The organism is Mesorhizobium sp. M7A.F.Ca.MR.245.00.0.0 (genome assembly GCF_003997415.1).
Classification (GTDB): domain Bacteria; phylum Pseudomonadota; class Alphaproteobacteria; order Rhizobiales; family Rhizobiaceae; genus Mesorhizobium.
In genome coordinates, this window is sequence record NZ_RZTE01000010.1 from 95,781 (window position 1) to 120,566 (window position 24,786).

Here is a 24,786-nt window from a genome sequence, read left to right on the forward strand (position 1 = left end):
TGGCCCGAAGCGTCGGGGAACTTGCGTCCGAAACCAACCAAATCGCGCGATTGAGATCGCCCGCGCGGTTCTACTGGTCCGAGAACTTCACGCTCACGCCGCGCTGCCGAAAATAAGCCTGCATCAGCTTGCGGCCCGAGCGGTTGTTCTGCGCCAGCTTGGCCGGATCGAACACCGCCTGTTTGATCCCCTCTCGCGTCAGCGCCGCCTTAAGTGCCGCGATATGTGTGTCGATGTCGGCATTGTCAGCCCGGAGGGAGGCATAGATGCTCTCGGTCGCCTCGGCCACGGTCGGTTCGCTCATTGGTGTCGTCCTTTGGTTGGTTGGGCGGCGCTTAGCACAGATTCGCGGTCCGCCGATACCGAGACCGTCAGTACACAGCGCCCGTCGCGAAAGCGAACCGTTCCTTATGGGGCTTCGTAGAGTTCCAGCGGCAATCCATCCGGGTCCCTGAAAAAGGTAAACCGCTGGTCTGTGTATGGGTCGATCCGGATAGGCTCGACGGCAACGCCTGCGGCTTCCAGGCGGATAATTACGGGCTCAAGATTAGCCACAGCGAATGCCAGATGTCTCAGGCCTGTAGCCTCTGGGTGGGATGGCCGCATCGCTGGTGCAGGGAAGGAGAACAATTCCAGTTGGGCCGACCCGATCCGCAGATCCGCCTTCCATGATTGCCGCTCCTCCCGATAAACCTCCCGGATCAGATCGAGGCCGAGGAGTTCGACGTAGAACCGTCGCGACTGGTCGTAGTCGGTGCAGATGAGCGCGACGTGGTGAATGGCGTTCAGCATGCTGCTAACCTTGGTCAAGCCGGGATATGAGGCCAAGACGCTTCAAGGCCTGGATCGTCGCGCGCCACGGCTCTGATTTGCCCTGTCCTTCCATCTCACCCATAACACCCGCGTTCCACCGCCAGCCGCCGCACCAGCGCCAGCACGGCATCGATGGTCGGGGTCGGCTTGTCCGTGAGCCGGCCAAGTTCCTGCACCGCGCTCACCAGCGCGTCGATCTCCATCGGCCTGCCGCGCTCCAGGTCCTGCAGCATCGAGGTCTTGTGTTCGCCGACATCGCCGGCGCCCTTGATGCGCCGGTCGACCGCTATGGGAAAACGCACGCCGAGGCTTTCGCCGATCGCCTGCGCCTCCAGCATCATGGTGCGGGCCAGCGTGCGGGTGCCATCGTCGGCAACGATCGCGGCCAGCGTGCTGCCGGTCAGCGCCGAGATCGGGTTGAAGGAGAGGTTGCCCCACAGTTTTACCCAGATTTCGCTACGGATGTCCTCGCGCACTGGCGCTTGCAAGCCGGCCTTGACCATCTCCTCGGCCAGAAGCGTGACCCGTTCGCTGCGCTCGCCGGAGGGTTCGCCGAGCGAGAAACGTTTGCCCTCGACATGACGGATGAGGCCCGGCGCATCGACCTCGACGGCGGGATAGACGACCGAGCCGATGACGCGGTCCGGTCCGATCCGCTGCCAGATCGCGCCGCCGGGGTCGACCGCGTTCAGCCTGGTGCCTTCCAGCGGCCCGCCGACGCCGTGGAAATACCACCAGGGCACGCCGTTCTGCATGGTGACGACTGATGTGTGGTCCCCGAGTAGCGGCGCGATCTGGTCAAGGGCTGGGGAGAGCGAATGGGCCTTCAGCGCCAGCACGACGTAATCCTGGGCGCCAAGCTCGTCGGCTTTGGCGGCGGCCCGGACGGGGACCGAAATCTCCTGGCCATCCTCGATCAGGCGCAGGCCGTCCGCCTTGATGGCTTCCAGATGGGCGCCCCGCGCGACGAGCGAAAGATCGGTCCGACCAGTGATGGCGAGCTTGGCCGCGAGATAGCCGCCGATCGCACCGGCGCCGAAGATGGTGATCTTCATCGTCAAAGCCCGAGTTTGGCGGCGAGGCCGATGCGCTGCAATTTGCCGGTCGCACCCTTGGGGATCTCGTCCAGGATCAGGATCTTGCGCGGCACCTTGAAATCGGCAAGCCGTGTCGCGGCATAGGTGCGAATGTCGCCCTCGGTGGCATTGATGCCTTCGCGCAGCACAACCGCCGCGGCCACCTCCTCGCCAAGCTTGTCATGCGGCATAGCGAAGGTGACGACCTGCGCCACTGCCGGATGGTCCATCAGCACGTCGTCGACCTCGAGCGGCGAGATCTTTTCGCCACCGCGGTTGATGATCTCCTTGAGCCGACCGGTGACGCGCAAATAGCCGTCCTCGTCGAGCACGCCCTGGTCGCCGGTGTGGAACCAGCCATGCGCGAAAGCCGTGGCGTTGGCATCCGGGTTCTTTTCGTAGCCCGTCGTGACGTTGGGTCCGCGAATGACGATCTCGCCGGTCTCGCCGGCTGCGAGCAGCCGCCCGTCGGGCGCCATGACAGCCACCTCCGGACCGGCGGAGGCGCCGACGCTGCCGGGCTTGCGCTGGCCCGGCGGCAGCCGGTTCGAGGCCATCTGGTGCGCGGCCTCGGTCATCCCGTAGGATTCGATCACCGGGCAGCCGAAGGTCGCCTCCAGCTCGGCCATCACCTGCGCCGGCAGCGACGCCGAGGATGAGCGGATGAAGCGCAGACGCGCCGCCGCCAGCGCCTCGGTGTTGCGTGCCGCGCGGGGCAGGACCGCCTGATGCATGGTCGGCACCGCCGTGTACCAGCTCGGCTGCGCCTCGCTCAGCCACTGGAAGAAGCGCAGCGCGTTGAAACCCGGCGTGCAGTAGATGCTGCCACCGGCAGCCAGCGACGACAGCACGGCCGCGATCAGGCCGTGGATGTGGAACAGCGGCATGATGTTGAGGCAACGGTCATCTGCCGTCAGGCCAAGCGTGCCGCCGATATGGGCAGCCGAGGCCGCGATGTTTGCATGGCTGAGCGGCACCAGTTTTGGACGCGATGTCGTGCCGGAGGTATGCAGCAGCAGCGCAATGTCGCTGTCTTGCGCCATGTCGGGCGCGGCCTGCGGTCCGATCGCTGCGCCCTCGATCATGAAGCTGCCAGCGGGTGTGCCGGGCTGCACGATAAGCCGCAGCACGCCGATGCCGAGGCGTTCGGCCACCGTCACCGCCGGTCCGGTCTCGCCCTCCCCGACAAGGATCGCCTTGGCGCCGATGTCGGTCAGGTAGAAATCCAGCTCGTCGGCCCGGTAGGCGGGGTTGAGCGGAGCCGTCGAGGCGACGGCCGCCACGGCGACGAAGGCGGTGGCCATCTCGGGCCCGTTCGGCAGCACGATCGCCACCCTGTCGCCGCGGCCGATGCCGCGCGCATGCAGCTGTTTTGCCGTATCGGCGATCAGGCTGCGCAATTCGCCATGGCTAAGCGTCGCCCTGTCGGGTGCCAGGATGGCGGGCGCATCGTCGGCGCCGGCGGCGAGACGGCGGGAGAGATCTGCGTGGGTTTCGGTTTGGGTCATGATCACCGGCTGGATTTCGAACGACTATTGGCGGGAGCCCTTCTGACGGGCTTGCCTCGATACGGATACGCCATTGGACAACGGATCGCCTCAGTAGCCAAGCGCCAAACCATCCTTGCGCGGATCGGAAGCGCCGGTCAGCGTCCCCTTCTCCCAGTCGATCAGCACCACCTGCCCGCCGCCCAGCGGGTGATGCGGTTCGGCGATGCGGTGGCCGCGCCGGCGCAGGCCCTCGATCGCCTCGGTGGGAACGCCACGCTCGGCCTCCACGGTGTCATCATTGTAAAACACCCTCGGCGCATCCAGCGCCTGCTGCGGGTCCATGCCGAAGTCGATCATGTTGGTCAGCAGATGGACATGGCCGAACGGCTGATAGCCGCCGCCCATGACCCCGAACGGCATCACCACGCGGCCGTTCTTCGTCGCCATGCCCGGCATGATCGTGTGCATCGGCCGCTTGCCCGGTGCGATCGCGTTCGGATGCGCCGGGTCGAGGCGGAAGCTGGAACCACGGTTCTGCAACACGACACCGGTCTTCGGGCCGACGACGCCGCTGCCGAACGAATAATAGGTCGAGTTGATGAAGGAGACCGCGTTGCGGTCGCGGTCGACGATGGAGATGTAGACCGTGTCACTGCCGGGCAGCTGCACGCGCGGCAGATGCGTCATGGCGCGGTCGCGGTCGATCTCGGCGCGCAGCCGGTCGGCATAGGCGCCGGACAGGAGCTGCTTCACGGGCACTGGGACATGGTCCTGGTCGCCGACATAGCGGTCGCGGTCGCGATAGGCCAGGCGCCCGGCCTCGATCTCCAGATGCAGGCGCTCGGCGCCATTGGGATCCAGCCCGCCAAGCTCGAAGCCCGACAATAAATTGAGCATCAAGAGCGCCGTCAGCCCCTGATTGTTTGGTGGCATCTGGTGGATCTCATGTCCGCCATAGGAGGTGCTGACCGGCGCCACATAATCGCCTCGGGTCGCGGCGAAATCCTCGGCCGAATGAAGTCCGCCCAATGCGTTGAGCCGGCTCACCATGTCGTCGGCGACAGCGCCTTCGTAGAAACCGGACCGGCCGTGTTTGGCGATGATGCGCAAGGTCCCCGCCAATTCCGGCTGCCGGTGGACGTCACCCGCCTTCGGCGCCTTGCCGCCGGGCAGGAAGATACGGGCGGCATGCTCGTCGGCCGATAGGTCGGTTTCCGGCTCGGCCCAGTCGAAGGCGACGCGGTCGTGCACGACATAGCCGTTCTCGGCATAGTGGATGGCCGGCGCCAGCGCCTCGGCAAGGCCCTTTCGGCCATGGTCTTCGAGCAGGCGGCTCCAGGCATCGACGGCACCCGGCACGGTGACCGCATGCGGCCCCTGCAACGGGATGCGGTCGAAGCCTTTTTCGCGGTACCAGTCGACCGTCGCCCTGGCAGGCGCGCGGCCGGACCCGTTGAAGGCCAGCACATTGCCTTGTCCCCCGGGAGAATAGAGCACGAAGCAGTCGCCGCCGATGCCTGTCGATTGCGGCTCGACCACGCCCTGCACGGCGGCGGCGCAGACCGCGGAATCCATGGCATTGCCGCCGGAGCGCAGCATGTCGATGGCCGCAAGGGTTGCAAGCGGATGCGAGGTCGCGGCAACCGCCTCGGTGGCACGAACCGGCGAGCGGCCGGGAAACTGGAAATCACGCATTCTGTCTGAATATCCCATGGGTCACTTCTGCGAATTCGTCTGGTGAAATCAATGCCGCCGGCCGAAGATCTGCGCAACCGACAACAGCACGACCGAGAGCACGATCAGGCAGGTCGAGATGGCGGCGATCGTCGGGTCGATCTGGTCGCGCAGCGCATTGAACATGCGGCGCGTCAATGTCGTGGTCTCGCCGCCCGATATGAACAGCGAAACCACCACTTCGTCGAAGGAGGTGATGAAGGCAAACAGCGCGCCCGAGACGATCGAGAAGCGGATCTGTGGCATCGTCACCTGCCAGAAGGCGGCGACACGGCCGGCGCCAAGGCTGCGCGCCACCCGCTCCTGGTTCATGTCGTAGGAGCGCAGCCCGGAAAGCACGGTCAGCACCACCAGCGGCAGCGCCTGCACCGTGTGCGCGATGACCAGGCCGGTCAGCGTGTTGTTGAGCCCGATGCGCGCATAGAGGAAGAAGGTGCCGATGCCGATCAGGATCACCGGGACGATCAGCGACGCCGTCAGCAGCGCATTGATGGTGCCATTGAAGCGCAGCGTGCCCCGGTTGATGGCATAGGCGGCCGCGGTGCCGAGCGGGGTCGCCACCAGCACCGTCATGACAGCCACCTTGACCGAGACGATCGTGGCGTCACGCCATTCCAGCGACCCGAAATAGGTCTGGTACCAGCGCAGCGACCATTGCTGCGGCGGGAATTGCAGCAGCGTCGAGTCCGAAAACGACATGATGACGATGATGATCGACGGCGCGATCAGGAACAGAAGCACGAGGCCGCCGAGGCAATAGAGCCACAGCCGTTGCCGGTGCGAGATAGGCAGGCCAAAATCCTCGCTCATCGCGAACTCCACACACCTGTGGCGCGCGCGCCGAGCAGCCACTGGAACAGGCCGAGAAGCGCCAGCGTGACCACCAGCAGCACCACGCCGAGTGCTGCACCCGCGCCCCAGTTGGAATAGAGGCTGGTGGTCTGTTCCATGCGCATCGCCCACATGATGACCTTGCCGCCGCCCATCAGCGCAGGCGTGACGAAGAAGCCCAGGCACAGCACGAAGACGATGACCACGCCCGAGGCGAGGCCGGGCAGCGACAGCGGAAAGAAGATCTGCCGGAAGGTGGCGACCGGGCCGGCGCCGAGGTTCATGCCGGCGCGCAGGCAGTCGGTGTCGATGGTCTTCATCGAGGCGTAAAGCGGCAGCACCAGGAACGGCAGCAGGATATGCGTCATGCCGATGACGACGCCGGGAAAATTGTTGGCGAGCGACAGCGGCTGGCTGATGACACCGAGGTCGATCAGCCAGCTGTTGATCAGGCCCTTGCGCTGCAGGATCACCAGCCAGGCATAGGTGCGCACCAGGACCGATGTCCAGAACGGCAGGATGACGAAGATCAGGCAGATCGACGCCGCCCGGCGCGGCAGTTGCGACAGCATGTAGGCCAGGGGATAGCCAAGCAGCACGCAGGCGCCGGTGACGATGAAGGCGACCTTGAAGGTGGTGACAAAGGTCTTGATGTAGGAGGCCTGCTCGAAGAATCGCGCATAATTGGCGGCGCTGAAGCCGCCCGCTTCGTCGAACAGCGACAGCCAGAACAGCCAGCCGATGGGCACGATGATGATGGCGAAGACCAGCAACAGGCTCGGCGACAGCAGCGCCAGCAGCCGCAACGACTCGCGCCGCGCGTCCGTGCGCAGCGCCTGCGTGTTCAAATCCGGGCCCGCGCGGCCGGCATTCTCCTGCATGACGGCGGTCTGCGCGCTCATCAGTCTGCCGCTACCAGGATTGTGTCCTGCGCATCGAGACCGAACGAGACTGGCTGGCCGGGCGCCGGCATTTTCGCCAGCACATCGCTGCGGCAATAGTCGCGCAAAGTCAGCTGCCGGCCGTCGCGCAGCACGGCATAGCAGACGAAGCTGTCGCCCTGATAGATGATGTCACTGAGCGTCGCGTTGAGCACGTTGACGCCGCTTGTCGGTTCGGCGGTTGCCAAGAGCCGCAGCTTTTCCGGCCGCACCACCATCAGGTACTGGCCTGCCGCCGGCGTCGCCGCCGCCGTATGGATTCTTCGGTCCTCGTACCAGACGGAGCCGTTGCGGCACTCGACCGGAATGAAATTCGATTCGCCGATGAAGCCTGCTACAAATTGCGTTTGCGGCCTGGCGTAGAGGCTTTCGGGCTTGTCGAGCTGTTCGATGCGTCCGCCGTTCATGACAGCAATGCGGTCCGACATGGTGATGGCTTCGCGCTGGTCGTGCGTGACATAGACGGTGGTCATGCCGAGCCGCCGATGCAGGGCGCGCAGCTCGATCTGCATGTGCTCGCGCAGGCCCTTGTCGAGCGCCGACAAGGGTTCGTCCATAAGCACGATGCGCGGCTCGAAGACGATGGCGCGCGCCAGCGCCACGCGCTGGCGTTGGCCGCCGGAGAGCTGGTCGACCCGGCGCTCGCCCAGTCCCTGCAATTTCACCAGATCGAGTGCCTTCTCGACACGCTCGGCCGTCTCGGCGGCGGCGACGCCGCGTTGCTTCAGCGGAAAGGCGATGTTGTGAAAGACGTTCATATGCGGAAACAGCGCGTAGTTCTGGAACACCATGCCGATGTTGCGCTTGTGCGGCGGCGTGGTGATGATCTCGTCGCCGCCGACCCTGATCGAGCCGGCATTGGCCCGCACGAAACCGGCCAGGATCATCAGCAGCGTCGTCTTGCCGGAACCGGAAGGCCCCAGCAGCGTCAGGAATTCACCAGCCTCGACATCGAGGTTGAGGTCGCGCAGCACAGGCACGCTGCCAAATCGTTTCTCGATCGCGCGCATGCCGATCGGCAACGCGGATGGCGCAATGGACAAGATTTTTCTCTCCCAGGGGCTGAGGCGGCGAAAGCAGGGCGAGGCGTCGCCCTGCCGTGGTTTGGATTGCGGCCGCAGCCTATTGCTGGATCAGATTGTTGAACTTTTCCGTCGCCTCGACCAGGTTGTCGCGCCAGAATTCTGCATCCTGCAACACCTGCTTCTTGACGTTTTCGGGCGCCGAATTGATGTCCTTGATCCTGTCCTGCGGGATCTTGCCGGTCTCGAAAGCCTTCTCGTTGACCGGGCCATTGTCGACATAGAGCGGCAGATTGGCCTGCAATTGCGGGCTGACGAACATCGCCAGCGCCTTCATCGCGGCTTCCTTGTTCTTGGAGCCCTTGGGGATGACCATGCAGTCGGCGGTCAGCACGCCCTGGTCGAAGGAGAAGCTGATCGGCGCGCCTTCCTTTTTCAAGGTGCCGGCGCGGCCGTTCCAGATGCTCGCCATGTCGACTTCGCCGTCCTTAACCAGCTGCATGGCCTGGGCGCCGGAGGTCCACCAGGCGTCGACATTGCCGCGGATCTTGTCGACGGACTTCAACGCGCCGTCGATATCGACCGGATAGACCTTGTCGATCGGAATGCCCTCGGCCAGTGCGGCAACGCTCAGCGTTTCCGTCGCCTGGCTGCCGCTCAGCGCGCGCCGTCCCGGAAACTTTTCCACGTTCCAGAAATCGGCCCAGGTCTTCGGGCCTTTGTCGCCGAAGACGTCGGTCCGGTAGATCAGCACGACCGAGGTGTAGGAAATGCCGACCCAGTCGTCGTGGACAAGCTTCGGGTTGATGCCGCTCTTGTCGATGATGCCGTAGTCGAGCTTTTCGAACAGCCCTTCCTTCGAGCCGCGCGCACATTCGTCGGCGCCAAGTTCGGTGATGTCCCACTTCACCGCATTGCCGGTCACCTGCAGCCGGACGTCGTCGAGGCCGTTGGTGGTGTCTTCCTTGATGGTGATGCCGAGCGCGTCGGCGGTCGGCTTGAAAAACGCCTTGGTCTGCGCCTCCTGGTAGGTGCCGCCCCATGAGGCGACGGTGATGGTGTCGCCCGCCATGGCGGGGGCTGCGAACGAAGCCATGAGGCCCGCCATCGCAACGATGCTAACGTTTCTGGTTCTGTTCATTTTTCGGCTCTCCAACCGGTGTTCCCATTGTTTTTGATTTGGCATGCTATTTTGTATACAATTTTGAGTGTAGACTAGCGATCGATGTTGTCAACATCGCCGGCGCGCTCGAAATGTACGCTTCGTGCCGGACCAGGTTGGTGAGGACGGCTTCGCCGGAGGCGTGGCAAATTGCGCCGACTGCGGCTACAGCTATGCGTGTTTCGGCTGAAAGGCCGGAGAAGTGGGAAGGGAAGCTTGGCCAAGGAAACCAAAAATACGCTGCGCGACTCGGTCTACTCCGCGCTGAAGGCGATGATCGTGACCGGCCAGATCCCGCCGGGCTCCCGCGTCACCGAAAACGACATCGCGGCGAAGCTGACGGTCAGCCGAACCCCGGTGCGCGAGGCTTTCAATCGCCTCGAGCGTGACGGGCTGGTCACCGGCCGGCCGCGCCAGGGCTATGTCGTCACCGAGTTCGACATCAACATGTTCCGCGAGGCCTTCGAGATCCGCGAACTGCTCGACGGCCATGCGACGGAACTTGCGGCAACGGCCGCGACGGAACAGGACAAGGCGCGGCTGCGCGCCATGTTGGCCGAATGCGAGCGGCTGGCAGCCATTCCGGAACGCACGAACCGGGAAAAATTCCAGGAACTGGAAGTCGGCATCGACCTGCACCGCGTCATCGCCGAAATCAGCGGCAACGTCATGCTGCACAACATGCTGTGCGGCATCCTCGACAAGTGCCAGCACTACGTCTGGACCGAACTCCTGTGGCTGGACGAATGGAAGATCGCCCGCGACGAGCACGCCGAGATCGTCGATGCCATCTGCGCCGGCGACGCTGCCCGAGCCGGCACGCTGGCACGCGCCCATGTGCGCGGCTCGCGAGACAATGTGCTGCGCCTGCTGCAGGCCAAGTCGGATTATCGGAATTTTCTGGCGAAGGCGTCTTGATACAGGTGGCCTTCCTGGCATTCCGCATCGCTGCACAAGAGGGCACAAATGGCGGTGTGATCGCCGGTTCTCACTTCACCTTTTGCCGAAACTTGGAATGGCAGCTTGAGCAATCCTGGAGGATAAGGTGCAGAAGATGCTCCGCCGGCAATCCGGCCGGATCCGCCTGCGTTGTCTTCAGCCGCTTGCCGAGCAGACTGCCCCCGTCCATTGACGTCATCGCGCCCATGCGCATGTCCCCGGTGATCCGGGCAGGCGCGGTTTCGGCCTTGGCTGCCAATGCATCGGCGAGTTCGCCAATGTGACTGGCGAGCGCCTCGAACTCCGGCCGCGCCTGATCGATTTCCGCTTTGGCGCCCGACGGCGCGCCCAGCGTGCCCGCCGGGAATTCAGCCATCAGGGCGGGTCCGGTACGGGCGCTGAGCGCCTCCGCCGCCGCCTTGAAGCTGGCGGCGTCGTAGGCGCGCTTGCCGCCGAACATCTCGGCGATGGTTTTCGCTGCCGCCGCCATAGCCTTCATCGAGGCCTGGCGTGCGGCCACGATCTCATCACTGGAGGCGACCGCCTGCGGCGAGGAGAGGCTCAGCGAACCGGCCAGCGCCAGCACCACCGCTCCGAACGCGATGCCGAACTTCATGCCATGACATCGAGCACGCCCATCATGCCGAGCTGCTCGTGCTCGAGGATGTGGCAGTGATACATGCGCTGCCCCGGCCTATCCTGGCGCAGCAGGAGCCGCACCGTCTCGCCGCGGGCGACGTTCACCGTGTCCTTCCATGCGAGATAGGGCGGCTTGGACACCGCGCCGTCGCGCTCATGCTCGACGACCTGGAATTGAGTACCGTGGACGTGAAAGGGATGGTCCATGTCGGCCTGGTTGACTATCTCCCAGAGCTCGATCTCGCCGGCCCTGGCGACGAAGTCGACGCGTCCCATGTCGAAGGCCTTGCCGTTGATCAGGAAACCCATCTCCATGCCGGTGGGTTTCATCGCCATGGTCTCCGTTAAAACGAGCCGCCGGCTGAGGACAGGGTCAGCGAACGGTGCGATCGGCCGCAGCCGCGCCGGCAGCTGCGGCACCGCCTCGGCTTTGTTCTCCGAGACATCGACCGTCAGCAGCGTCAGCCCCGCATCGGCCGGGCGGCCGGGACCCATCCAGCCACGGTCGTAGCCGAGCGTATCGAGGGTGATGGGGCCGGGCCTGTCGAAGGATGCGACCAACTCGAGGCGTTCGCCCGGGCTGAGCAGGATCTCGTCCGCCGCCACCGGCGCCGCGAGCAGCCCGCCATCCGTCCCGATGACTGTTATCGTCGCGCCGTCGAAGGCAAGCTTCAGGAACCGTGCGTTGGTGGCGTTGTAGAGGCGCAGGCGTCGCTTGGCGCCATTTGCCACCGAGAGCCTGGGATTCTTCTGGCCGTTGACCAGCACGTGGTCGCCAACGCGGCCGTTCATCAGATCGCTCATGCTGTTGCTCGGAATCGAGCCATCGGCGGCAAGTCTGAGATCGGTGAACACCAGCACCGTGTCGCCATATTCGGCCGGGATGGGATCGGCCTTGGCCTTGACGACGAAGGCGCCGGCAAGACCCCGATAGACCTGCTCTGCCGTCTTGCCGTGCGGGTGCGGGTGGTACCAATAGGAGCCTGCGGAGCCTTCCGGCAGCTCGAAGGCATAAACGCGCTCGGTGCCCGCCGCAACCGGATCCATCGGACTGCCGTCCTGGTCGGCCGGCACCGGCATGCCGTGCCAGTGGATGGTGCTCACCTCGTTATCGATGCGGTTGGCAAATGTGATCTCGACGCGGTCGCCTTCGAAGGCCTCGATCAGCGGCCCCGGGCTGATGCCATTATAGGCGAGGATTGGTGTGTCGCGCCCCTCGGCGAACCTCGCAATGGTCGGTTCCGCCGTCAGCCTCGCCCTGAGCAGGCCCGGCCGGTCGGCTTCGTTGGCAAGCACCTGCAGGGCGCGCAACGCCTGGCCTTCGGGCAGGGTGACCGCGTCTTGCACCATCGCGGCCATGTCGTGCCCGGCATGGCCGCCCATGCCGGGCATCGACATATCGTCCATCTTCGTCTGCGCCAGCGCACGCGGGCTCGCCAGAACCGTCGCCAGGCTTGCCGTCAGAAATCCGCGTCGATGCATTTCTCCGCTCCTTGCTCTCGATGAAAGGCCCGCCGGAAGACCTCGCGTGACCCTAAGGGTTCCAGCAGCTGGAAGGTCAAGTGAGATCGAGCAGTCGACGGTGACGATAGAAGCTGCCCTGGCGCACGATGTAGTAAGAGCCCGGACCCGCTGTCCGATCATGAACACCAGTCGTTCCGGCGAAGCCGCAGAGTTCTCAGCCCTTGCGCTCCTGAAGGCTGTTGCCGCCGTCGACCACCAGCAGCGCGCCATTGACATAGCTGGCGGCTTCCGAGGCCAGGAATGCCACGGCGGCGGCCACCTCATCCGGCCGCCCTGCCCGCGCCGGCGGCGTATGCAGGGCGGCTTGCCGCTCCATTTCGCTCGACGAGCCCGTTTCGATCCAGCCGGGAGCGACGGCGTTGACGGTGATGCCGTTTTTCGCCACTTCGAGCGCCAGCGTGCGCGTCAGGCCGGCCATGCCGGCCTTGGCGGCCGAATAGGCTGCCGTGCCTTCGAAAGACACCAGCGGGCCGGTGACCGACGCCACATTGACGATGCGCCCATAGCCCGCTTCGACCATCGCCGGCAGAAAGGCCTTCGTGACGAGGAATGCCGTCTTCAGGCTGACGTCGATCCCCTGGTCCCAGTCGGCCTCGGTCATGGCGAGAAACGCCTTGTCGACCGATGGCGATGCCAGCGAGCCCATGCCGGCATTGTTGACCAGGATGTCGACGGCGCCGACTTCAGCCCGCAGCCGCGCGACATCGGCTGCCATGGTGAGATCGGCGACCACGGCCTTGGCATCGATGCCTTCTGCACGGAGCCCAACGGCGCGATCGAGCACACGCGCACTGGCACCGGTGAGAAAAACGGCATGGCCGGCATAGCCGAGCTGCCGGGCAATGGCAAAGCCGATGCCGTCGGCCGCGCCGGCCCCGGTGATCAAAGCGCGTTTGATGCGGGTATGGGGAATGGTCAAATCAGGCTCCGCTGGTTTCCGCCCTGTCGCGGTCTTACCACGCAGATTGGACGACGGCGCTGCGAAGATTTGCTCTGCAGCATTCTGCGCCGCTTTGCCGAGCTTCGTCCTGGTGACCCGCGTAGGCGCCGCCCGAATGCTTAGTCCATTGCGTGGCCGGTGTTGACCAGCCATCCTGCCACCGCCGTGCAGTCGCAGGCCGTCACTCGTTCCCGCCGTTCGGGTTGGAGCCCGCCATGACGCAAGTTGAGACGCAACCGGACCTTATGCGCCCAATGTCATCCTCGATAGGTCACTTCCATGGCAGTCCTGCTGCGCTGAGGCGTGACCACAGGTTATTTCTAAACTCCGGACCGCGCGCTTGCTGCAATCGATCGACATACTCGCCGGTCAACCGGGGCGACTCGCGCGAGACGAACGACACGTCCTTCCGCGCAGACTCGAGATCGCCCATCCCCATGTATGATGCAGCCCGCAGGAGCCGTGCCCAGTGGTATTCAGGCAGGACCATCAGAAATCGATCAAACGAGGCAGTCGCGGCGTTATAGTTCTCCCCGGCGTATTCGGCATCGCCCCTGAACAGAAAGATCGGATGATAATTCGGACTGAGAAGGTCGGCCCGCGCGAAAGCTGCCTGTGCACCTTCGAGATCTCCGGCGTAAGTTAGCCCAATTCCCAGCCAGGTACGGCACTCTGCATCGTTCGGATTGAGTGCGATGGCCCGCCACAGGCAGCCAAGGCCCGTCTGCAAGTTTCCGAGATAAGTCTCGGCCAATCCGAGAGCACTGTGCAGAGATGCTTCCCGGTCATGGCCACAAAGTCCGGCCCGAGCCTCATCACCAGCCCGGCGAAAGGCCTCGATGGGTTCAATGGACCATCCGTTGAAGCAGGAGTGGAAATCGACCCAGGCAAGAGTCTCCCTTATCAATGCATGCTCTGGCTCGGCGGCGAGGAGCCTTTCACAGAGACGCCGCGCTACGACCATGCTTTTCGCCGTCGGCCGTTCGACGTGGTAAAACGCCTTCAGATAGAGCTTGTGGTGCTGAATTGCTTCCTCGAGGGCGGGCGGGCCTGCCGCGTGCTTCATCAACACCTGGAAGAGGTTTCCGCTGATCACGCCTGTCAATTCGTCATGCGATGACGTCTGGGCGAGATCATATCTTGCGCTCCAGACCTCGACTTCCTCCTCGGCGTCCACGAGATGCGCGAAGGCGTGCATGGCTTTGTCTTGGCTATGGACCGCGACCTCCAGGACATAGTTGGCTCCCGTGGTCCTGCCGATTTCCTTGACAGTGAGATGCCGCTTCGCGAGCGCGAACATTGTGGCCGCTGCGACGATTCCGATCTGGGAGAAGCGTCCGAGCTCTGCGGTCAACGCGCGCGTCAATGCATCCGCATCGGTCCTTGTTTTGCCGAACTGACCCTTGACCGGCATCACCGCCAGCCGCGGTTTTTCGCTTTGATGGGGTGACAGCCCGCCTGGCCTGGCGCCGGAAGCGCCGGCAAAGTACGCCGCGAGCCCGATCTTGGTCCGCACCCCAAGTTTTCCGTAGATGGTCGCAAGGTGAGTGCGAACAGTGGCCGGAGCAATGAAAAGCGCCTTGCCGATCTCCCGATAGGTCAGGCCGGCGGCAAATTTTTCCGCGACCTCGCGCTCACGACCCGACAATGCGACAAGCGTTTGAGCTTTCGAAGCGCCGAGCACCATTGTGGACCCCCGTCCTTGGAAACCCTCCGTAGCCGAAGAATGCTACAGAAGAATGCTACAAATGCACTAGGCCGAATACCGCATCTGCCCGATTCCGCCGCAGGCTCGCACGGCGCAAGCTTCCCCGACGGCAACAAACAATCGGCTAAGGGGGTTCCATGCGTCCTGTATCCATAGTGCTGGCATGCACGGCCTTGGGCTATTCCGCCCAACCGTCACCTTCTTTCGCAAGCGGGTGCCGACAGTTGCTGGAATCAAACGTGAAAATCGCCAGCATGCATGCCTATGCCAGCATCTTGGCCAATGCTGCCCGCAACGGCTGGAACTACACGCCTGAATCGATCGTCAGCGGCTCGAAGCGTCACTTCGAGGAGATGAGTCTCCAGTTGATCGCAGCCGGTTATGAGATTGTCCCCGCCAACGCTCACCCGCACTGCGCCAATCTGAACAGGGCGGAAAACGACGAGAGCACGATGACGACCGAGCCGAACACCTAAGGAAGCCCGATCGACCGCGGTCTGATCTAAGCTGGTCTCACCGCGCGCCACATACACCAGCTTTTGTCGAAACATCGATATGTCGAAGGTGCGGGCCAACTGTCTGCTGCTCGGATCGAGATGATCCAGCACGTCTTCTGCGTGCGCTGCCTGATCGCGGGGTTCGTTATCAATGATCATGCATGACCTTCCCGATGCCGCCGGAGAGCCGGGCGACACTTCAGGCCTGTCGCGTTTCGCCGCGGCAATCCGTTCACGCATGGTAGGTCCCGGAGGATACTACAATCTCGGCAATGGGCTCGGGCTGGCGACGGGCGTCATGGTCCAGATCGTTGCCGTGCCGCCGGGTTCCGCCGTGAGTGGCCATGCCGCGCTCCTCGATTATTTCGTTGGCAGCATCGCTGCCCTGTCGCTCACCCTGGCCACGCTGGTCTTCTTCTGGAGCGGCGAGATCTACTGCCGCGCATGGGCCAGGAAGCCGTCCCCAGACGTGTCCCTAAACCGCCTTGGCGACATCACGTCGGGGGTCGGGGCGATCGGACTCGGCATCGCCCTGTTCCTGTTCGGCGAACCTGTGCTTGCGGCGACCTCGGGCTTGCTGCATGCGCTCGGCAAGTTCGGCAGCGCCTTCGAGGACGGCAAGCCGTTGCCCGGCTGGCCAGCCAACTGGCCCAATCCGTTCCGGAGTGCCGTTCTGGCCAGCCGTCTGCCGGCGCTGGTCTCGGCCGCGGTGGGGAGCGGCGGTGCCCTGCAACTGGTATGGTCGGGCGCTTCCTGGACGCTCGTCGCAGCGCCGCTGACATTGCTTGTCTGCTATCTGCTTTGGGCCAAGGCAGACCTGTTGCTGCTGCTCCAGGAGGTGCGAGCCGGGAGCGCGCCGGCATCGTCCGCCGGCAACCGAGATCGAACGTGACGGCCCATGTCGAAGACAGAGGCCCCTGCTTGCAGGCGCCTTTGGGGTTTGGCAACGTCGCGCAGAAGACCGTGCTGGATTATCTGCAGCATCAGAAGACTCTTCCGGAGTTGAAGCGCACCAAATTCGAGGTGCGGGCGAGGGCCGGAGCGGAGAGCGCGCCTCATCCCGCCGATCAGCATGTATGAGAACGCGAGGAATCGGCGGCAGTTGAAAACGGCCTTTTTTCGGACAGTCATTCCCTAGATTTTGCGTTGGGAGCCGGCAACATCAACACCGGTGCCCCATGCGTGTACCCAGCGACCGCGATGACCGCCAGCCCGATCCGTGCGAATCTGATCGAATCGTCTGTTGACCAACAGGCGGGCCACCATTCGTCAGGAATTCATGCCGATACGGTTGATTAGCGAGGCCTGAAAGGCAAGCAATTTCAGCTGGATGGAATGGCGCGCCCGAAGAGATTCGAACTCCTGACCCCCAGATTCGTAGTCTGGTGCTCTATCCAGCTGAGCTACGGGCGCGCAACAGGCCATGCTTTCCATGACCCCGCAATCCGATCGTAAACGACCGGTCGCGACGAGACGTGTTCCCTAGCGACTGAATTTCGGAAAAGCAAGCCGATCCGGCAAAAGTTTTGTCACAAGTGCCTTGGCCGGCGATGAAGGCTGGGATTCCGGCACCTGACAACGGTCCGAAGTCGAGCCGGTTCCTGCTCATTGGAGACCCAGCGCCCTAAACGGTCAGGCGGGGCGGCGCAGGCCATTGCGCGCCTGGTCGAGCCGGACCGGCTGATCGGGGATGGTGACGGCGAATGTGGTGCGCCCGCCAATGCTCTCGACCAGTTCCACCGTGCCGCCATGCGCGCGGATCAGTTCGTGCGCGATCGCCAGGCCAAGGCCGGTGCCGCCGCTGCGCGCCGAGCCGCGAAAGGCCGCGAACAGGTTTTCCCGCGCCTTGGGCGGCAGGCCGGGTCCGGTGTCGCTGACGGCAATGCGGCTGACGCTGCCCAGACGCACGGCCGAAACCGCCAGGCGGCGCACCAAGGCGTTTTCGCTGTCGGCCGCCATCGCCTGCACGGAATTCCGGCACAGATTGGTGAGCACCCTGAACAGCTGGTCGGAATCGGCATCGACCTCGAAGGCCGGCTCGACCGAATTGACGAACTCGATGCCTTGCTCGATGTCGAGCAGGCCTTGCACGTCTTCGACCAGCTGCCGCAGCCGGAGCCGGCGGCGCGCGGGCGGCGGCTCCTGGGTGCGGCCGTAGTGAAGCACGCCTTCGGAATAGGACACGGCACGGTCGAGTGCGCGCAGCAGTTTCGGCGCGAAGGCCTGCACGGTCGGATCCTTGACCTGGCGCAGGCGGTCCGACATCAGCTGCGCCGAGGCCAGGATGTTGCGCATGTCATGGTTGATCTTGGAGACGGCAAGGCCGAGGTCGGCAAGATGCTTCTGCTCGGAGAGCATTTTTTGCAGCCGCTCCTGCATTTGCGACAGCTCGCGCTCGGCAACGCCGATCTCGTCGGCGCGGGCAGCCGGATGGATGATCCGTCCGGGATCGTCGGGCGCCTCGGAGAAGGACAGCATCGAGCGCGTCATCGTCCGGATCGGCCCGATCATGATCAGGTCGATGGCGGCGTAGACCAGCATGGCGGTGAACAGCGAGATCAGCAGCGAGACGAAGGCGACGTTGCGCGAATAGCGCAGCATCGCATTGCGCAGGCTGTTGTCGGGCATGATCAGCTCGAACTCCTTGTCGGACTCGCCGACCGGACCGAAGACGCGCAGCATCCGGTCGCCGCCGAAAAACAACGTGTCGAGCGCGCCGGTCATGCCCTTGATCATGCCGATCGAGGCGATATCGATATGCGCGTCGACCTTCGGCGGCATTTCGGCCACCACCAGCAGCCGCGAGACGCCGCCGTCGCGCACCGCGATCGCCTTGGCGCCGATCGCCATCAGCACGTCGTTCTGGGCCGTGCGCGACAGCGAGGCGGGCTCACCCTGCACCAGCACGATCGACACCGCAGCCGCCGTGCTCAGCCGTTCCTTAAGCCAGTTCAGCCGGTAGCTCGCGATCCAGGGCAGGAAGATCAGCACTTCGGCCAGAAGCACGAAGACGATGGTCAGCAGCAGCAGCTTGGTCGACAGGCCGCGCGACAGCGGCACCGTGCGCACGGCGGCTGGCGCCTCGGTGGACGCCGCCGTGCCGATCCCTTCCTGTGCCTGTATGGTTTCGCTCATGCGGCTAATGTCTTCACGATCACTTGATCAACGCAGATTAGGCGATTACGGCTTTTTTGCCAATTTCATCCTTGGTCGCAAACATAAACCGGCCTGAACGGAGCCGGATTGCGCCCGACGACTCCGGATTGACTTCCAAAAGCCTTCTTTCTATAAGCCCGCACACGCTCGGGCCATTCGTCCCGGCGCGGTTTCGATCGCGCCAAAGCCGGCCCGGCAAAGCTCCTGTTACACAGTGACAGAATCAAGAAGGGCCGCACCCCGCGGTATTAAAACAAATGAAGCGTACCTACCAACCGTCTAAACTCGTCCGCAAACGTCGGCACGGCTTCCGTGCCCGCATGGCCACCAAGGGTGGTCGCGGCGTCGTCGCAGCTCGCCGCAACCGCGGCCGCAAGCGGCTCAGCGCCTGAACGGAAGACGAGATCGTTGCCCGCAACCGGCAAGCCAGTGGGACCAAATCCCAAGCGGCTTCTGAAGCGCGCGGAATTCCTGGCTGTCCGTCGTGGTGAAAAACGACGCGGGCGGCTTTTTCTCGTTGAAGTTCTCGACCGCGGCGACGGCCTGTCGCCGCGCGTCGGCTACACCGTCACCAAGAAGGTCGGCAATGCGGTTGTCCGCAACCGTGTCCGGCGGCGGCTGCGAGAAGCCGTCCGTACGCATGCTGCAAGTGACATGGCGCCTGGCAATGATTATGTCATCGTCGGGCGCGAAGACGTGCTTACCACTCCGTTCGGCCAGTTGAAGGCCGAACTCTCCCGCCGACTGCGCGGAACACGATAGGCCAAGGGCTTTCGATGGAAAACAACCGGAACTTCTTCATCACCATCGCGCTGTCGGTGCTGATCCTTGCGGTATGGCAATATTTTTACGTGTTGCCGCGCAGCGAAGCCCAGCGCGAGGCGGCCCGCGTCGAACAGCAGCGCATCGAGGAGCAGAAGAAGGCCGCCGGTACCGACACCGGAACGCCCGCCGCACCTGGCGCCATTCCGAATGCACCGGGTACCGACGCCGTGACGCCGGCCGGCCGCGAACAGGCGCTCGCCACGACGACCCGCGCGAAGATCGACACGCCGAGCCTCGAGGGTTCGATCAACCTGACCGGCGCCCGCCTCGACGACCTCAAGCTCAAGCACTACACCGAGACGGTCGACAAGAACTCGCCCGAGATCAGCCTGCTCAACCCGGCGGCACTGCCCAATGGCTATTATGCCGAGATCGGTTTCGTCGGCAACGACAAGACCGGCGCGGTGCCCGGTCCGGAGACTGTGTGGACCGTCGACGGCAATGCGACGCTGACGCCGACAACCCCGGTCACGCTGACCTATTCGAACGACAAGGGCTTGACCTTCAAGCGCACCTTCTCCGTCGACACCGATTACATGTTCACGGTGTCCGACACGGTGCAGAATGCGGGCACGGCCGCCGTCTCGCTGTCCAATTACGGCCGCGTCACCCGCTTCGACAAGCCGCTCGTTGCCAGCACCTATGTGCTGCATGAGGGCCTGATCGGCTTCACCGGCACCGAAGGCCTGCAGGAGCACAAATACGCGTCCATCGAATCGGACAAGCAGTTCACGCCGGGCAAGTCGACTGACGGCTGGTTGGGCATTACCGACAAATACTGGGCGGTGACGCTGGTGCCGACCGAAAAGCAGCCGTTCCAGCCGCGCTACGCCTTTTTCGAGGACGGCCGCCACCGCTATCAGTCCGACTTCCTGACCGACCCGATAACGGTTGCCGCGGGTCAATCGGCGACGGTGGAGAGCGAGATCTTCGCCGGCGCCAAGGAGGTCGGCAAGATCAACGCCTATGCAGAGGACCGTCAAATCAAGCGGTTCGATCTTTTGATCGACTGGGGCTGGTTCCACTTCATCACCAAGCCGATGTTCTGGCTGATCGACACGCTCTACAAATTCTTCGGCAATTTCGGTCTGGCCATCCTCGCCACCACCGTCATCGTCAAGGCCATCTTCTACCCGCTCGCCAACAAGTCCTACGCGTCGATGGCGAACATGAAGAAGGTGCAGCCGAAAATGCTCGAGATCCGCGAGAAATACGCGGACGACAAGATGAAGCAGCAGCAGGCGATGATGGAGCTCTACAAGACCGAGAAGATCAATCCGATCGCCGGCTGCTGGCCGGTGGCGCTGCAGATCCCGGTGTTCTTCGCGCTCTACAAGGTGCTCTACATCACCATCGAGATGCGTCATGCGCCGTTCTTCGGCTGGATCCAGGATCTGGCCGCGCCCGATCCGACATCGCTGTTCAACTTGTTCGGCCTCATTCCGATCACGCTGCCGCATATGCTGATGATCGGCGTATGGCCACTGATCATGGGCGTCACCATGTTCCTGCAGATGCGCATGAACCCGACGCCGCCGGACCCGACGCAGGCGGCGATCTTCACCTGGATGCCTGTCATCTTTACCTTCATGATGGCGGGTTTCCCGGCCGGCCTGGTCATCTACTGGGCCTGGAACAACACGCTGTCGATCCTCCAGCAGGGCATCATCATGAAGCGCCAGGGCGCCAAGATCGAGCTGTGGGACAATCTGGTCGCGCTGTTCCGAAAGAAACCATCACCGGCCGAATAGAAGGCGCAGCGCTTTCTCCAGCCTTCAAAGCCCCGCCTCGCGCGGGGCTTTTTCGTTGGCGGGACATCCATTCCGCCCATTTCCGCTCGTCGGCGAAACTTTGGCGCGCCACGCCTCGTAACTGCGCGTTGCCATCTTGCGGCATGCGCTCCGGCACGCCTTGTGGCGGCCGCGTCGTTGCAGACCACCGCGTTTCGCGATGCCGGCAAGATGCCCTTGCCAAGACGGCTTCCGGCGCAAAGGCGCCGGTGTTTGGGAGGCCGTGACGGCAGACCGGGTCCTGTAGGCCTCCACGGGGCCCCGGTTCTTTCACACGCGTAGGTCATGCAGGCTGCGGCTTGTCCCGGCAGACGGACCGATGCCACCTCACTCCATGACGGCGCTGTGGTCGATCTTGGCCGGAGTGGCCGGCTTGCGCAGCAAGAGAACCAGCGGAATGGCGGCAAGCGACAGGATCATCATCAGCTTGAAGTCGTTCATATAGCTTATGATCGTCGCCTGCAGCGTCACCACGCCGTCGAGCGCGGCGCGGCCCGCGGCGCTGTAGGGATCCATCGCCTGGAAGATGGCCGGATTGCTGAAAGCCTGGTTGTAAGGCGTCACATAGGTGGCGATGTTGGCGTGGTTGATCTGCACGTTCTCCGTCAACAGCGCGGTGACGACGGATATGCCGACGCTGGAGCCGATGTTCCGCGACAGATTGTAAAGGCCTGTGCCTTCCGCGCGCCGCTCCGGCGCCAGCGTGGCGAAGGTGATGGTGGTCAGCGGCACGAACAGGAAGCCCAGGCCAGCGCCCTGGATGAAGCCGGTGCTGATGATCGTCCATTGCGACACATCAGGGGTCCAGCCGGTCATGTCGTACATCGCCCAGGCGGTGACCAGCAGGCCGGTCAACAGCAGCCAGCGCGTGTCCACCTTGCCGATCAGCCTGCCGACCAGGAACATGCAAGCCATGGTGCCGAGACCGCGCGGCCCCATGACGATGCCGGCCGTCACCACCGGATAGCCCATCAGCGTCTGCAGATAGGGCGTCATCAGGGCCAACGAGGCCAGATAGGTGATGCCGATGATGAAGATGAAGATCATGCCGACGGCGAAATTCCTGTCGAGGAACAACCGCGGGTTCACGAATGTGTTTTTGGCGGTGAAGGTGTGGACGAGGAAGATGTAGAAGGCCGACGCGCAGATCAGCGCCTCGACGATGATCTCGGACGACGAGAACCAGTTGAGCTGCTCGCCGCGATCAAGAAACATCTGCAGCGATGCGATGGTGACGCTGAGCATGCCGAAGCCCAGCCAGTCCAGCCTGGCCTTGAGGTCCGTCTTGGTTTCCTGGACGAACATCGAGACGCCGGCGAAAGCCAGGACCCCGATCGGGACATTGATGTAGAACACCCAGCGCCAGCTGACGTTTTCGGTGAGCCAGCCGCCGATGACCGGCCCGAGCACCGGCCCGACCATCACCGAAACGCCGAACAGCGCCATCGCCGAGCCGCGCTCCTCGACGCTGTAGATGTCGAGCAGGATGCTCTGCGCCAGCGGAACCAGGGCCGCGCCGAACAGACCTTGCAGCAGGCGGAAGCCGACGATCTGCGGCAGCGACTGCGCGAAGCCGCACAGCACCGACGCGACGACGAAGCCGGTGATGGATATCAAAAGGATGCGCTTGCGGCCGAAACGATTGGCAAGATAGCCCGAAGGCGGAGTCATGACGGCCGCCGCGACGATATAGGACGTCAGCACCCAGTTTATCTGGTCGGCGCTCGCCGAAACGCTGCCCTGGATATAGGGCAGCGCGACATTGGCGATGGTCGTGTCCAGCGCCTGCATGATCACGGCCAGGATCACGCAGGCGGTGATGGCGCCGCGATTGGCGACCACGCCACCTGTCGCGGACGCGCCGGTCATGACTTTTGTCCGAACCGGCCGAGCAGGTCCGTCACGAAGTCCGGCAAGCCGCGCGCATGACCGGTATCGATGCCGACCACGACGCTCATCCCGCCACGCAACGGTGGCTTGCCCTGGAGATCGTCGACCGTCACGCGCATCGGAATGCGTTGCACGACCTTGACCCAGTTGCCGGTGGTGTTCTGCGCCGGAAGCAAGGAGAAGCTCGACGACGACGCCGGGCTGATCGAGGCGACCGTGCCGTGCCAGACGGTGCCGGGATAGCTGTCGACGCTGATCGTCGCCGTCTGTCCCGGCCGCACATAGGTCAGTTCGGTTTCCTTCGGCTCCGCCGCGATCCACAGATCGGTCGCCGAAATCAGGCTGAAGGCCGGCTGCGAAGCCGGCAGGTACTTGCCGACCTGAAGCGCGTCGACATTGGTGACGATGCCGTCGAACGGCGCCTTGACGATGGAATCGGCAAGATTGCGCTGGGCATCGTCCACCGCCGACTGCGCCTGGAGGTAGAAGGGGTTCTTCTCCACCGGCTGGCTGGCGTCGCCGCCAAGCTGGGCAAGCGTCGCCTGTGCCTGCGCCTGGGCAACGGACACTTTCTGGCGGGCGGCGACGAGGTCGTGCTGGGCGCTGTCGAAGGTCGCCTTGGAGGAGGTGGAGGTCTTGAGCAGATCCTGCTGGCGCTGGAAAGCGGCCTCGTAATAGGGGATGTCGGCCTGCGCCTGCTCGATCAGCGCCTGCGACTGCTGGTAGCTCGCCTGCAAGGTCAGCACCTGGTTGCGCACAGTGCCGAGCTGCGCCTGGGCGGCGGCAAGAGCGGTTTCGAAAGAGGCCGGCCGCAGCCGGAAAAGCACCTGGTCCTTCTTCACCGCCTCGTTCTCGTGCACGTCGATCTCGGACACAGTGCCGGAGACATCGGTGGAAACGCCGAGCGACTGCGCCTGGATGTAGGCGTTGTCGGTCGTCATGACCTGGCCGCCGATGACGTAGTAATAGCCGCCGACGACCAGCGCGACCGGAAGCAGGGCAAACAGGATCGGCCGTGCCCGGCCGCGCTTGGGCTTGACCGGCGCCGGCGGCGCCACCGTAACCGTGGCCTGCCGTGGCTCCTTGGACGGCGCCTCGAGCGCCGCCGGCTCCAGGGCGACCGGTGCTTCGAGTTCGTCATTGCCGATGAGGGTGCCGGCTCGCCTTTGTTCGCGTTCGCTGTCCAGTCGGATGATCTGGTCGCGCGCCCGGCCGGCGGAGGATCCGTCTTCTTCGGCAGGCTTCTTTGGTGAGGTTGATTCAGCCATGTGTTTTCTCCCGGTCGGCGGCAGGCTGGGTGCAAGCCGCGAGCAGATTGGATTTGATGAGGGATAGGGTTTGCAGCAGATGCAGCTGGGCATCCGCGGAAAGACCGACAAAGGCCTCGTCCCGCGTCTTCTGCCCATTGGTGCGCATGGTTTCGATGAGCGGATAAGCTTGCGGCTTCAGGTAGAGCAGCCATGCCCGGCGGTCAGCGGGATTGGGCCGGCGCTCGATGAAGCCGCGTGCCTCCATCTTATCGAGCAGCCGGGCGAGCGTGATCGGCGTGATCTCGATAAGATCGGCCAGTTTGTTCTGGTGGATGCCCTTATGCAGGCAGAGATAGGCGAGCACCTGCCACTGGGCGCGGGTCAGCCCCGATGCCCGCGACCTCTGCTCGAACCGCTTTCGAAGCAGGCGCGCGACATCGTGCAGCACGAAGCTGATGTTGGGTGGCGATGGCATGGAAGGAGGTTCTAAGGCGCAACTTTTAGTGAGCATGCTTATTATCATCATGCACATAATCCCGCTGGACGCGGTGCGCAAGAC

At 63.9% G+C, this 24,786-nt stretch carries 23 protein-coding genes and 1 tRNA gene; 6 read left to right on the forward strand and 18 right to left on the reverse strand.

Annotated features, from left to right (window positions below; all coding sequences use genetic code 11):
- Window positions 1-70 precede the first annotated feature (70 nt).
- The 9 genes from EOB80_RS13500 to EOB80_RS13540 all read right to left on the reverse strand — a co-directional run bounded on the left by EOB80_RS13500 (window position 71) and on the right by EOB80_RS13540 (window position 9,048).
- Window positions 71-304, reverse strand: a complete 234-nt coding sequence (locus tag EOB80_RS13500) for a hypothetical protein (RefSeq protein WP_127328084.1) — start codon at window positions 302-304, stop codon at window positions 71-73.
- Window positions 305-408: 104 nt separating this feature from the next.
- On the reverse strand, window positions 409-792 hold the full coding sequence (locus EOB80_RS13505) for a VOC family protein (protein ID WP_127328086.1): 384 nt from the start codon (window positions 790-792) through the stop codon (window positions 409-411).
- Window positions 793-887: 95 nt separating this feature from the next.
- On the reverse strand, window positions 888-1,868 hold the full coding sequence (locus EOB80_RS13510) for a 2-dehydropantoate 2-reductase (protein WP_127328087.1): 981 nt from the start codon (window positions 1,866-1,868) through the stop codon (window positions 888-890).
- 2 nt (window positions 1,869-1,870) lie between these two features.
- Window positions 1,871-3,397: an acyl--CoA ligase gene (locus EOB80_RS13515; RefSeq protein WP_127328089.1), complete on the reverse strand. Its 1,527-nt coding sequence runs from the start codon at window positions 3,395-3,397 to the stop codon at window positions 1,871-1,873.
- Window positions 3,398-3,487: 90 nt separating this feature from the next.
- Window positions 3,488-5,074: a gamma-glutamyltransferase gene (gene ggt, locus EOB80_RS13520; RefSeq protein WP_127328091.1), complete on the reverse strand. Its 1,587-nt coding sequence runs from the start codon at window positions 5,072-5,074 to the stop codon at window positions 3,488-3,490.
- A gap of 48 nt (window positions 5,075-5,122) precedes the next feature.
- On the reverse strand, window positions 5,123-5,923 hold the full coding sequence (locus tag EOB80_RS13525) for an ABC transporter permease (RefSeq protein WP_127328093.1): 801 nt from the start codon (window positions 5,921-5,923) through the stop codon (window positions 5,123-5,125).
- Window positions 5,920-6,846 (reverse strand): ABC transporter permease, encoded by a 927-nt coding sequence (locus EOB80_RS13530; protein WP_127328095.1) that lies wholly within the window; start codon window positions 6,844-6,846, stop codon window positions 5,920-5,922. Before EOB80_RS13530 ends, EOB80_RS13525 begins: the two co-directional genes overlap by 4 nt.
- Window positions 6,846-7,928, reverse strand: a complete 1,083-nt coding sequence (locus EOB80_RS13535) for an ABC transporter ATP-binding protein (RefSeq protein ID WP_127328097.1) — start codon at window positions 7,926-7,928, stop codon at window positions 6,846-6,848. The genes EOB80_RS13530 and EOB80_RS13535 overlap by 1 nt, the downstream gene beginning before the upstream one ends.
- A 79-nt stretch (window positions 7,929-8,007) precedes the next feature.
- The gene (locus tag EOB80_RS13540) at window positions 8,008-9,048 is read right to left on the reverse strand and encodes an ABC transporter substrate-binding protein (protein WP_127328099.1); all 1,041 of its coding nucleotides are present in this window, start codon (window positions 9,046-9,048) and stop codon (window positions 8,008-8,010) included.
- A 237-nt stretch (window positions 9,049-9,285) separates the two neighbouring features.
- Here EOB80_RS13540 and EOB80_RS13545 point away from each other — a divergent pair, with 237 nt between their 5' ends.
- Window positions 9,286-9,987: a GntR family transcriptional regulator gene (locus EOB80_RS13545; RefSeq protein WP_127268040.1), complete on the forward strand. Its 702-nt coding sequence runs from the start codon at window positions 9,286-9,288 to the stop codon at window positions 9,985-9,987.
- Window positions 9,988-10,057: 70 nt separating this feature from the next.
- Here EOB80_RS13545 and EOB80_RS13550 read toward each other — a convergent pair whose 3' ends face one another.
- The 4 genes from EOB80_RS13550 to EOB80_RS13565 all read right to left on the reverse strand — a co-directional run bounded on the left by EOB80_RS13550 (window position 10,058) and on the right by EOB80_RS13565 (window position 14,798).
- The gene (locus tag EOB80_RS13550; protein WP_127328101.1) at window positions 10,058-10,624 is read right to left on the reverse strand and encodes a cytochrome c; all 567 of its coding nucleotides are present in this window, start codon (window positions 10,622-10,624) and stop codon (window positions 10,058-10,060) included.
- On the reverse strand, window positions 10,621-12,129 hold the full coding sequence (locus EOB80_RS13555) for a multicopper oxidase family protein (RefSeq protein WP_127328103.1): 1,509 nt from the start codon (window positions 12,127-12,129) through the stop codon (window positions 10,621-10,623). The genes EOB80_RS13550 and EOB80_RS13555 overlap by 4 nt, the downstream gene beginning before the upstream one ends.
- A 196-nt stretch (window positions 12,130-12,325) precedes the next feature.
- Complete coding sequence (locus EOB80_RS13560; protein ID WP_245466357.1) at window positions 12,326-13,090, reverse strand: SDR family NAD(P)-dependent oxidoreductase; 765 nt, start codon at window positions 13,088-13,090, stop codon at window positions 12,326-12,328.
- A gap of 292 nt (window positions 13,091-13,382) precedes the next feature.
- Window positions 13,383-14,798 carry a LuxR C-terminal-related transcriptional regulator gene (locus tag EOB80_RS13565; RefSeq protein WP_127328105.1) on the reverse strand — a complete coding sequence of 472 codons (1,416 nt, stop codon included), beginning with the start codon at window positions 14,796-14,798 and terminating at the stop codon, window positions 13,383-13,385.
- A 260-nt stretch (window positions 14,799-15,058) separates the two neighbouring features.
- On the opposite strand from EOB80_RS13565, the gene EOB80_RS13570 reads away from it, so the two are divergent.
- Together EOB80_RS13570 and EOB80_RS13575 are read left to right on the forward strand one after the other, a co-directional pair.
- Window positions 15,059-15,295, forward strand: a complete 237-nt coding sequence (locus tag EOB80_RS13570; protein WP_127318860.1) for a hypothetical protein — start codon at window positions 15,059-15,061, stop codon at window positions 15,293-15,295.
- A gap of 172 nt (window positions 15,296-15,467) precedes the next feature.
- Complete coding sequence (locus EOB80_RS13575; protein ID WP_206516808.1) at window positions 15,468-16,208, forward strand: hypothetical protein; 741 nt, start codon at window positions 15,468-15,470, stop codon at window positions 16,206-16,208.
- A 444-nt stretch (window positions 16,209-16,652) separates the two neighbouring features.
- Here the strand turns inward: EOB80_RS13575 and EOB80_RS13580 are convergent.
- Window positions 16,653-16,729, reverse strand: a tRNA-Arg gene (locus tag EOB80_RS13580).
- Window positions 16,730-16,948: 219 nt separating this feature from the next.
- Entirely contained in the window at window positions 16,949-18,451 is a 1,503-nt protein-coding gene (locus tag EOB80_RS13585) for a HAMP domain-containing sensor histidine kinase (protein WP_127328107.1), read from the reverse strand.
- 278 nt (window positions 18,452-18,729) lie between these two features.
- Between EOB80_RS13585 and rpmH the strand changes: the two genes are divergently transcribed.
- From rpmH to yidC, 3 genes are read left to right on the forward strand one after another with little or no spacing between them, the layout of a single operon-like run.
- On the forward strand, window positions 18,730-18,864 hold the full coding sequence (gene rpmH, locus EOB80_RS13595) for a 50S ribosomal protein L34 (protein WP_008833937.1): 135 nt from the start codon (window positions 18,730-18,732) through the stop codon (window positions 18,862-18,864).
- 16 nt (window positions 18,865-18,880) lie between these two features.
- Window positions 18,881-19,234 (forward strand): ribonuclease P protein component, encoded by a 354-nt coding sequence (gene rnpA, locus EOB80_RS13600; protein ID WP_027040126.1) that lies wholly within the window; start codon window positions 18,881-18,883, stop codon window positions 19,232-19,234.
- Between the two features lie 14 nt (window positions 19,235-19,248).
- Window positions 19,249-21,048, forward strand: a complete 1,800-nt coding sequence (yidC, locus tag EOB80_RS13605) for a membrane protein insertase YidC (RefSeq protein ID WP_127270245.1) — start codon at window positions 19,249-19,251, stop codon at window positions 21,046-21,048.
- A gap of 366 nt (window positions 21,049-21,414) precedes the next feature.
- Here the strand turns inward: yidC and EOB80_RS13610 are convergent, their stop codons facing one another.
- The 3 genes from EOB80_RS13610 to EOB80_RS13620 are packed head-to-tail and all read right to left on the reverse strand — an operon-like array spanning window position 21,415 to window position 24,702.
- The gene (locus tag EOB80_RS13610) at window positions 21,415-22,956 is read right to left on the reverse strand and encodes a DHA2 family efflux MFS transporter permease subunit (protein ID WP_127328109.1); all 1,542 of its coding nucleotides are present in this window, start codon (window positions 22,954-22,956) and stop codon (window positions 21,415-21,417) included.
- Entirely contained in the window at window positions 22,953-24,245 is a 1,293-nt protein-coding gene (locus tag EOB80_RS13615) for an HlyD family secretion protein (RefSeq protein ID WP_127328111.1), read from the reverse strand. The genes EOB80_RS13610 and EOB80_RS13615 overlap by 4 nt, the downstream gene beginning before the upstream one ends.
- The gene (locus tag EOB80_RS13620; RefSeq protein WP_127328113.1) at window positions 24,238-24,702 is read right to left on the reverse strand and encodes a MarR family winged helix-turn-helix transcriptional regulator; all 465 of its coding nucleotides are present in this window, start codon (window positions 24,700-24,702) and stop codon (window positions 24,238-24,240) included. The genes EOB80_RS13615 and EOB80_RS13620 overlap by 8 nt, the downstream gene beginning before the upstream one ends.
- Window positions 24,703-24,786: the final 84 nt, after the last annotated feature.

What these genes read in the sequence shown, in the direction of transcription:
- EOB80_RS13500 (WP_127328084.1), bottom strand. Translation starts at nt 304, where the DNA reads ATGAGCGAACCGACCGTGGCCGAGGCGACCGAGAGCATCTATGCCTCC.
- EOB80_RS13505 (WP_127328086.1), bottom strand. Translation starts at nt 792, where the DNA reads ATGCTGAACGCCATTCACCACGTCGCGCTCATCTGCACCGACTACGAC.
- EOB80_RS13510 (WP_127328087.1), bottom strand. Translation starts at nt 1,868, where the DNA reads ATGAAGATCACCATCTTCGGCGCCGGTGCGATCGGCGGCTATCTCGCG.
- EOB80_RS13515 (WP_127328089.1), bottom strand. Translation starts at nt 3,397, where the DNA reads ATGACCCAAACCGAAACCCACGCAGATCTCTCCCGCCGTCTCGCCGCC.
- ggt (WP_127328091.1), bottom strand. Translation starts at nt 5,074, where the DNA reads ATGCGTGATTTCCAGTTTCCCGGCCGCTCGCCGGTTCGTGCCACCGAG.
- EOB80_RS13525 (WP_127328093.1), bottom strand. Translation starts at nt 5,923, where the DNA reads ATGAGCGAGGATTTTGGCCTGCCTATCTCGCACCGGCAACGGCTGTGG.
- EOB80_RS13530 (WP_127328095.1), bottom strand. Translation starts at nt 6,846, where the DNA reads ATGAGCGCGCAGACCGCCGTCATGCAGGAGAATGCCGGCCGCGCGGGC.
- EOB80_RS13540 (WP_127328099.1), bottom strand. Translation starts at nt 9,048, where the DNA reads ATGAACAGAACCAGAAACGTTAGCATCGTTGCGATGGCGGGCCTCATG.
- EOB80_RS13550 (WP_127328101.1), bottom strand. Translation starts at nt 10,624, where the DNA reads ATGAAGTTCGGCATCGCGTTCGGAGCGGTGGTGCTGGCGCTGGCCGGT.
- EOB80_RS13555 (WP_127328103.1), bottom strand. Translation starts at nt 12,129, where the DNA reads ATGCATCGACGCGGATTTCTGACGGCAAGCCTGGCGACGGTTCTGGCG.
- EOB80_RS13565 (WP_127328105.1), bottom strand. Translation starts at nt 14,798, where the DNA reads ATGGTGCTCGGCGCTTCGAAAGCTCAAACGCTTGTCGCATTGTCGGGT.
- EOB80_RS13575 (WP_206516808.1), top strand. Translation starts at nt 15,468, where the DNA reads ATGATCATGCATGACCTTCCCGATGCCGCCGGAGAGCCGGGCGACACT.
- EOB80_RS13585 (WP_127328107.1), bottom strand. Translation starts at nt 18,451, where the DNA reads ATGAGCGAAACCATACAGGCACAGGAAGGGATCGGCACGGCGGCGTCC.
- rpmH (WP_008833937.1), top strand. Translation starts at nt 18,730, where the DNA reads ATGAAGCGTACCTACCAACCGTCTAAACTCGTCCGCAAACGTCGGCAC.
- yidC (WP_127270245.1), top strand. Translation starts at nt 19,249, where the DNA reads ATGGAAAACAACCGGAACTTCTTCATCACCATCGCGCTGTCGGTGCTG.
- EOB80_RS13610 (WP_127328109.1), bottom strand. Translation starts at nt 22,956, where the DNA reads ATGACCGGCGCGTCCGCGACAGGTGGCGTGGTCGCCAATCGCGGCGCC.
- EOB80_RS13615 (WP_127328111.1), bottom strand. Translation starts at nt 24,245, where the DNA reads ATGGCTGAATCAACCTCACCAAAGAAGCCTGCCGAAGAAGACGGATCC.
- EOB80_RS13620 (WP_127328113.1), bottom strand. Translation starts at nt 24,702, where the DNA reads ATGCCATCGCCACCCAACATCAGCTTCGTGCTGCACGATGTCGCGCGC.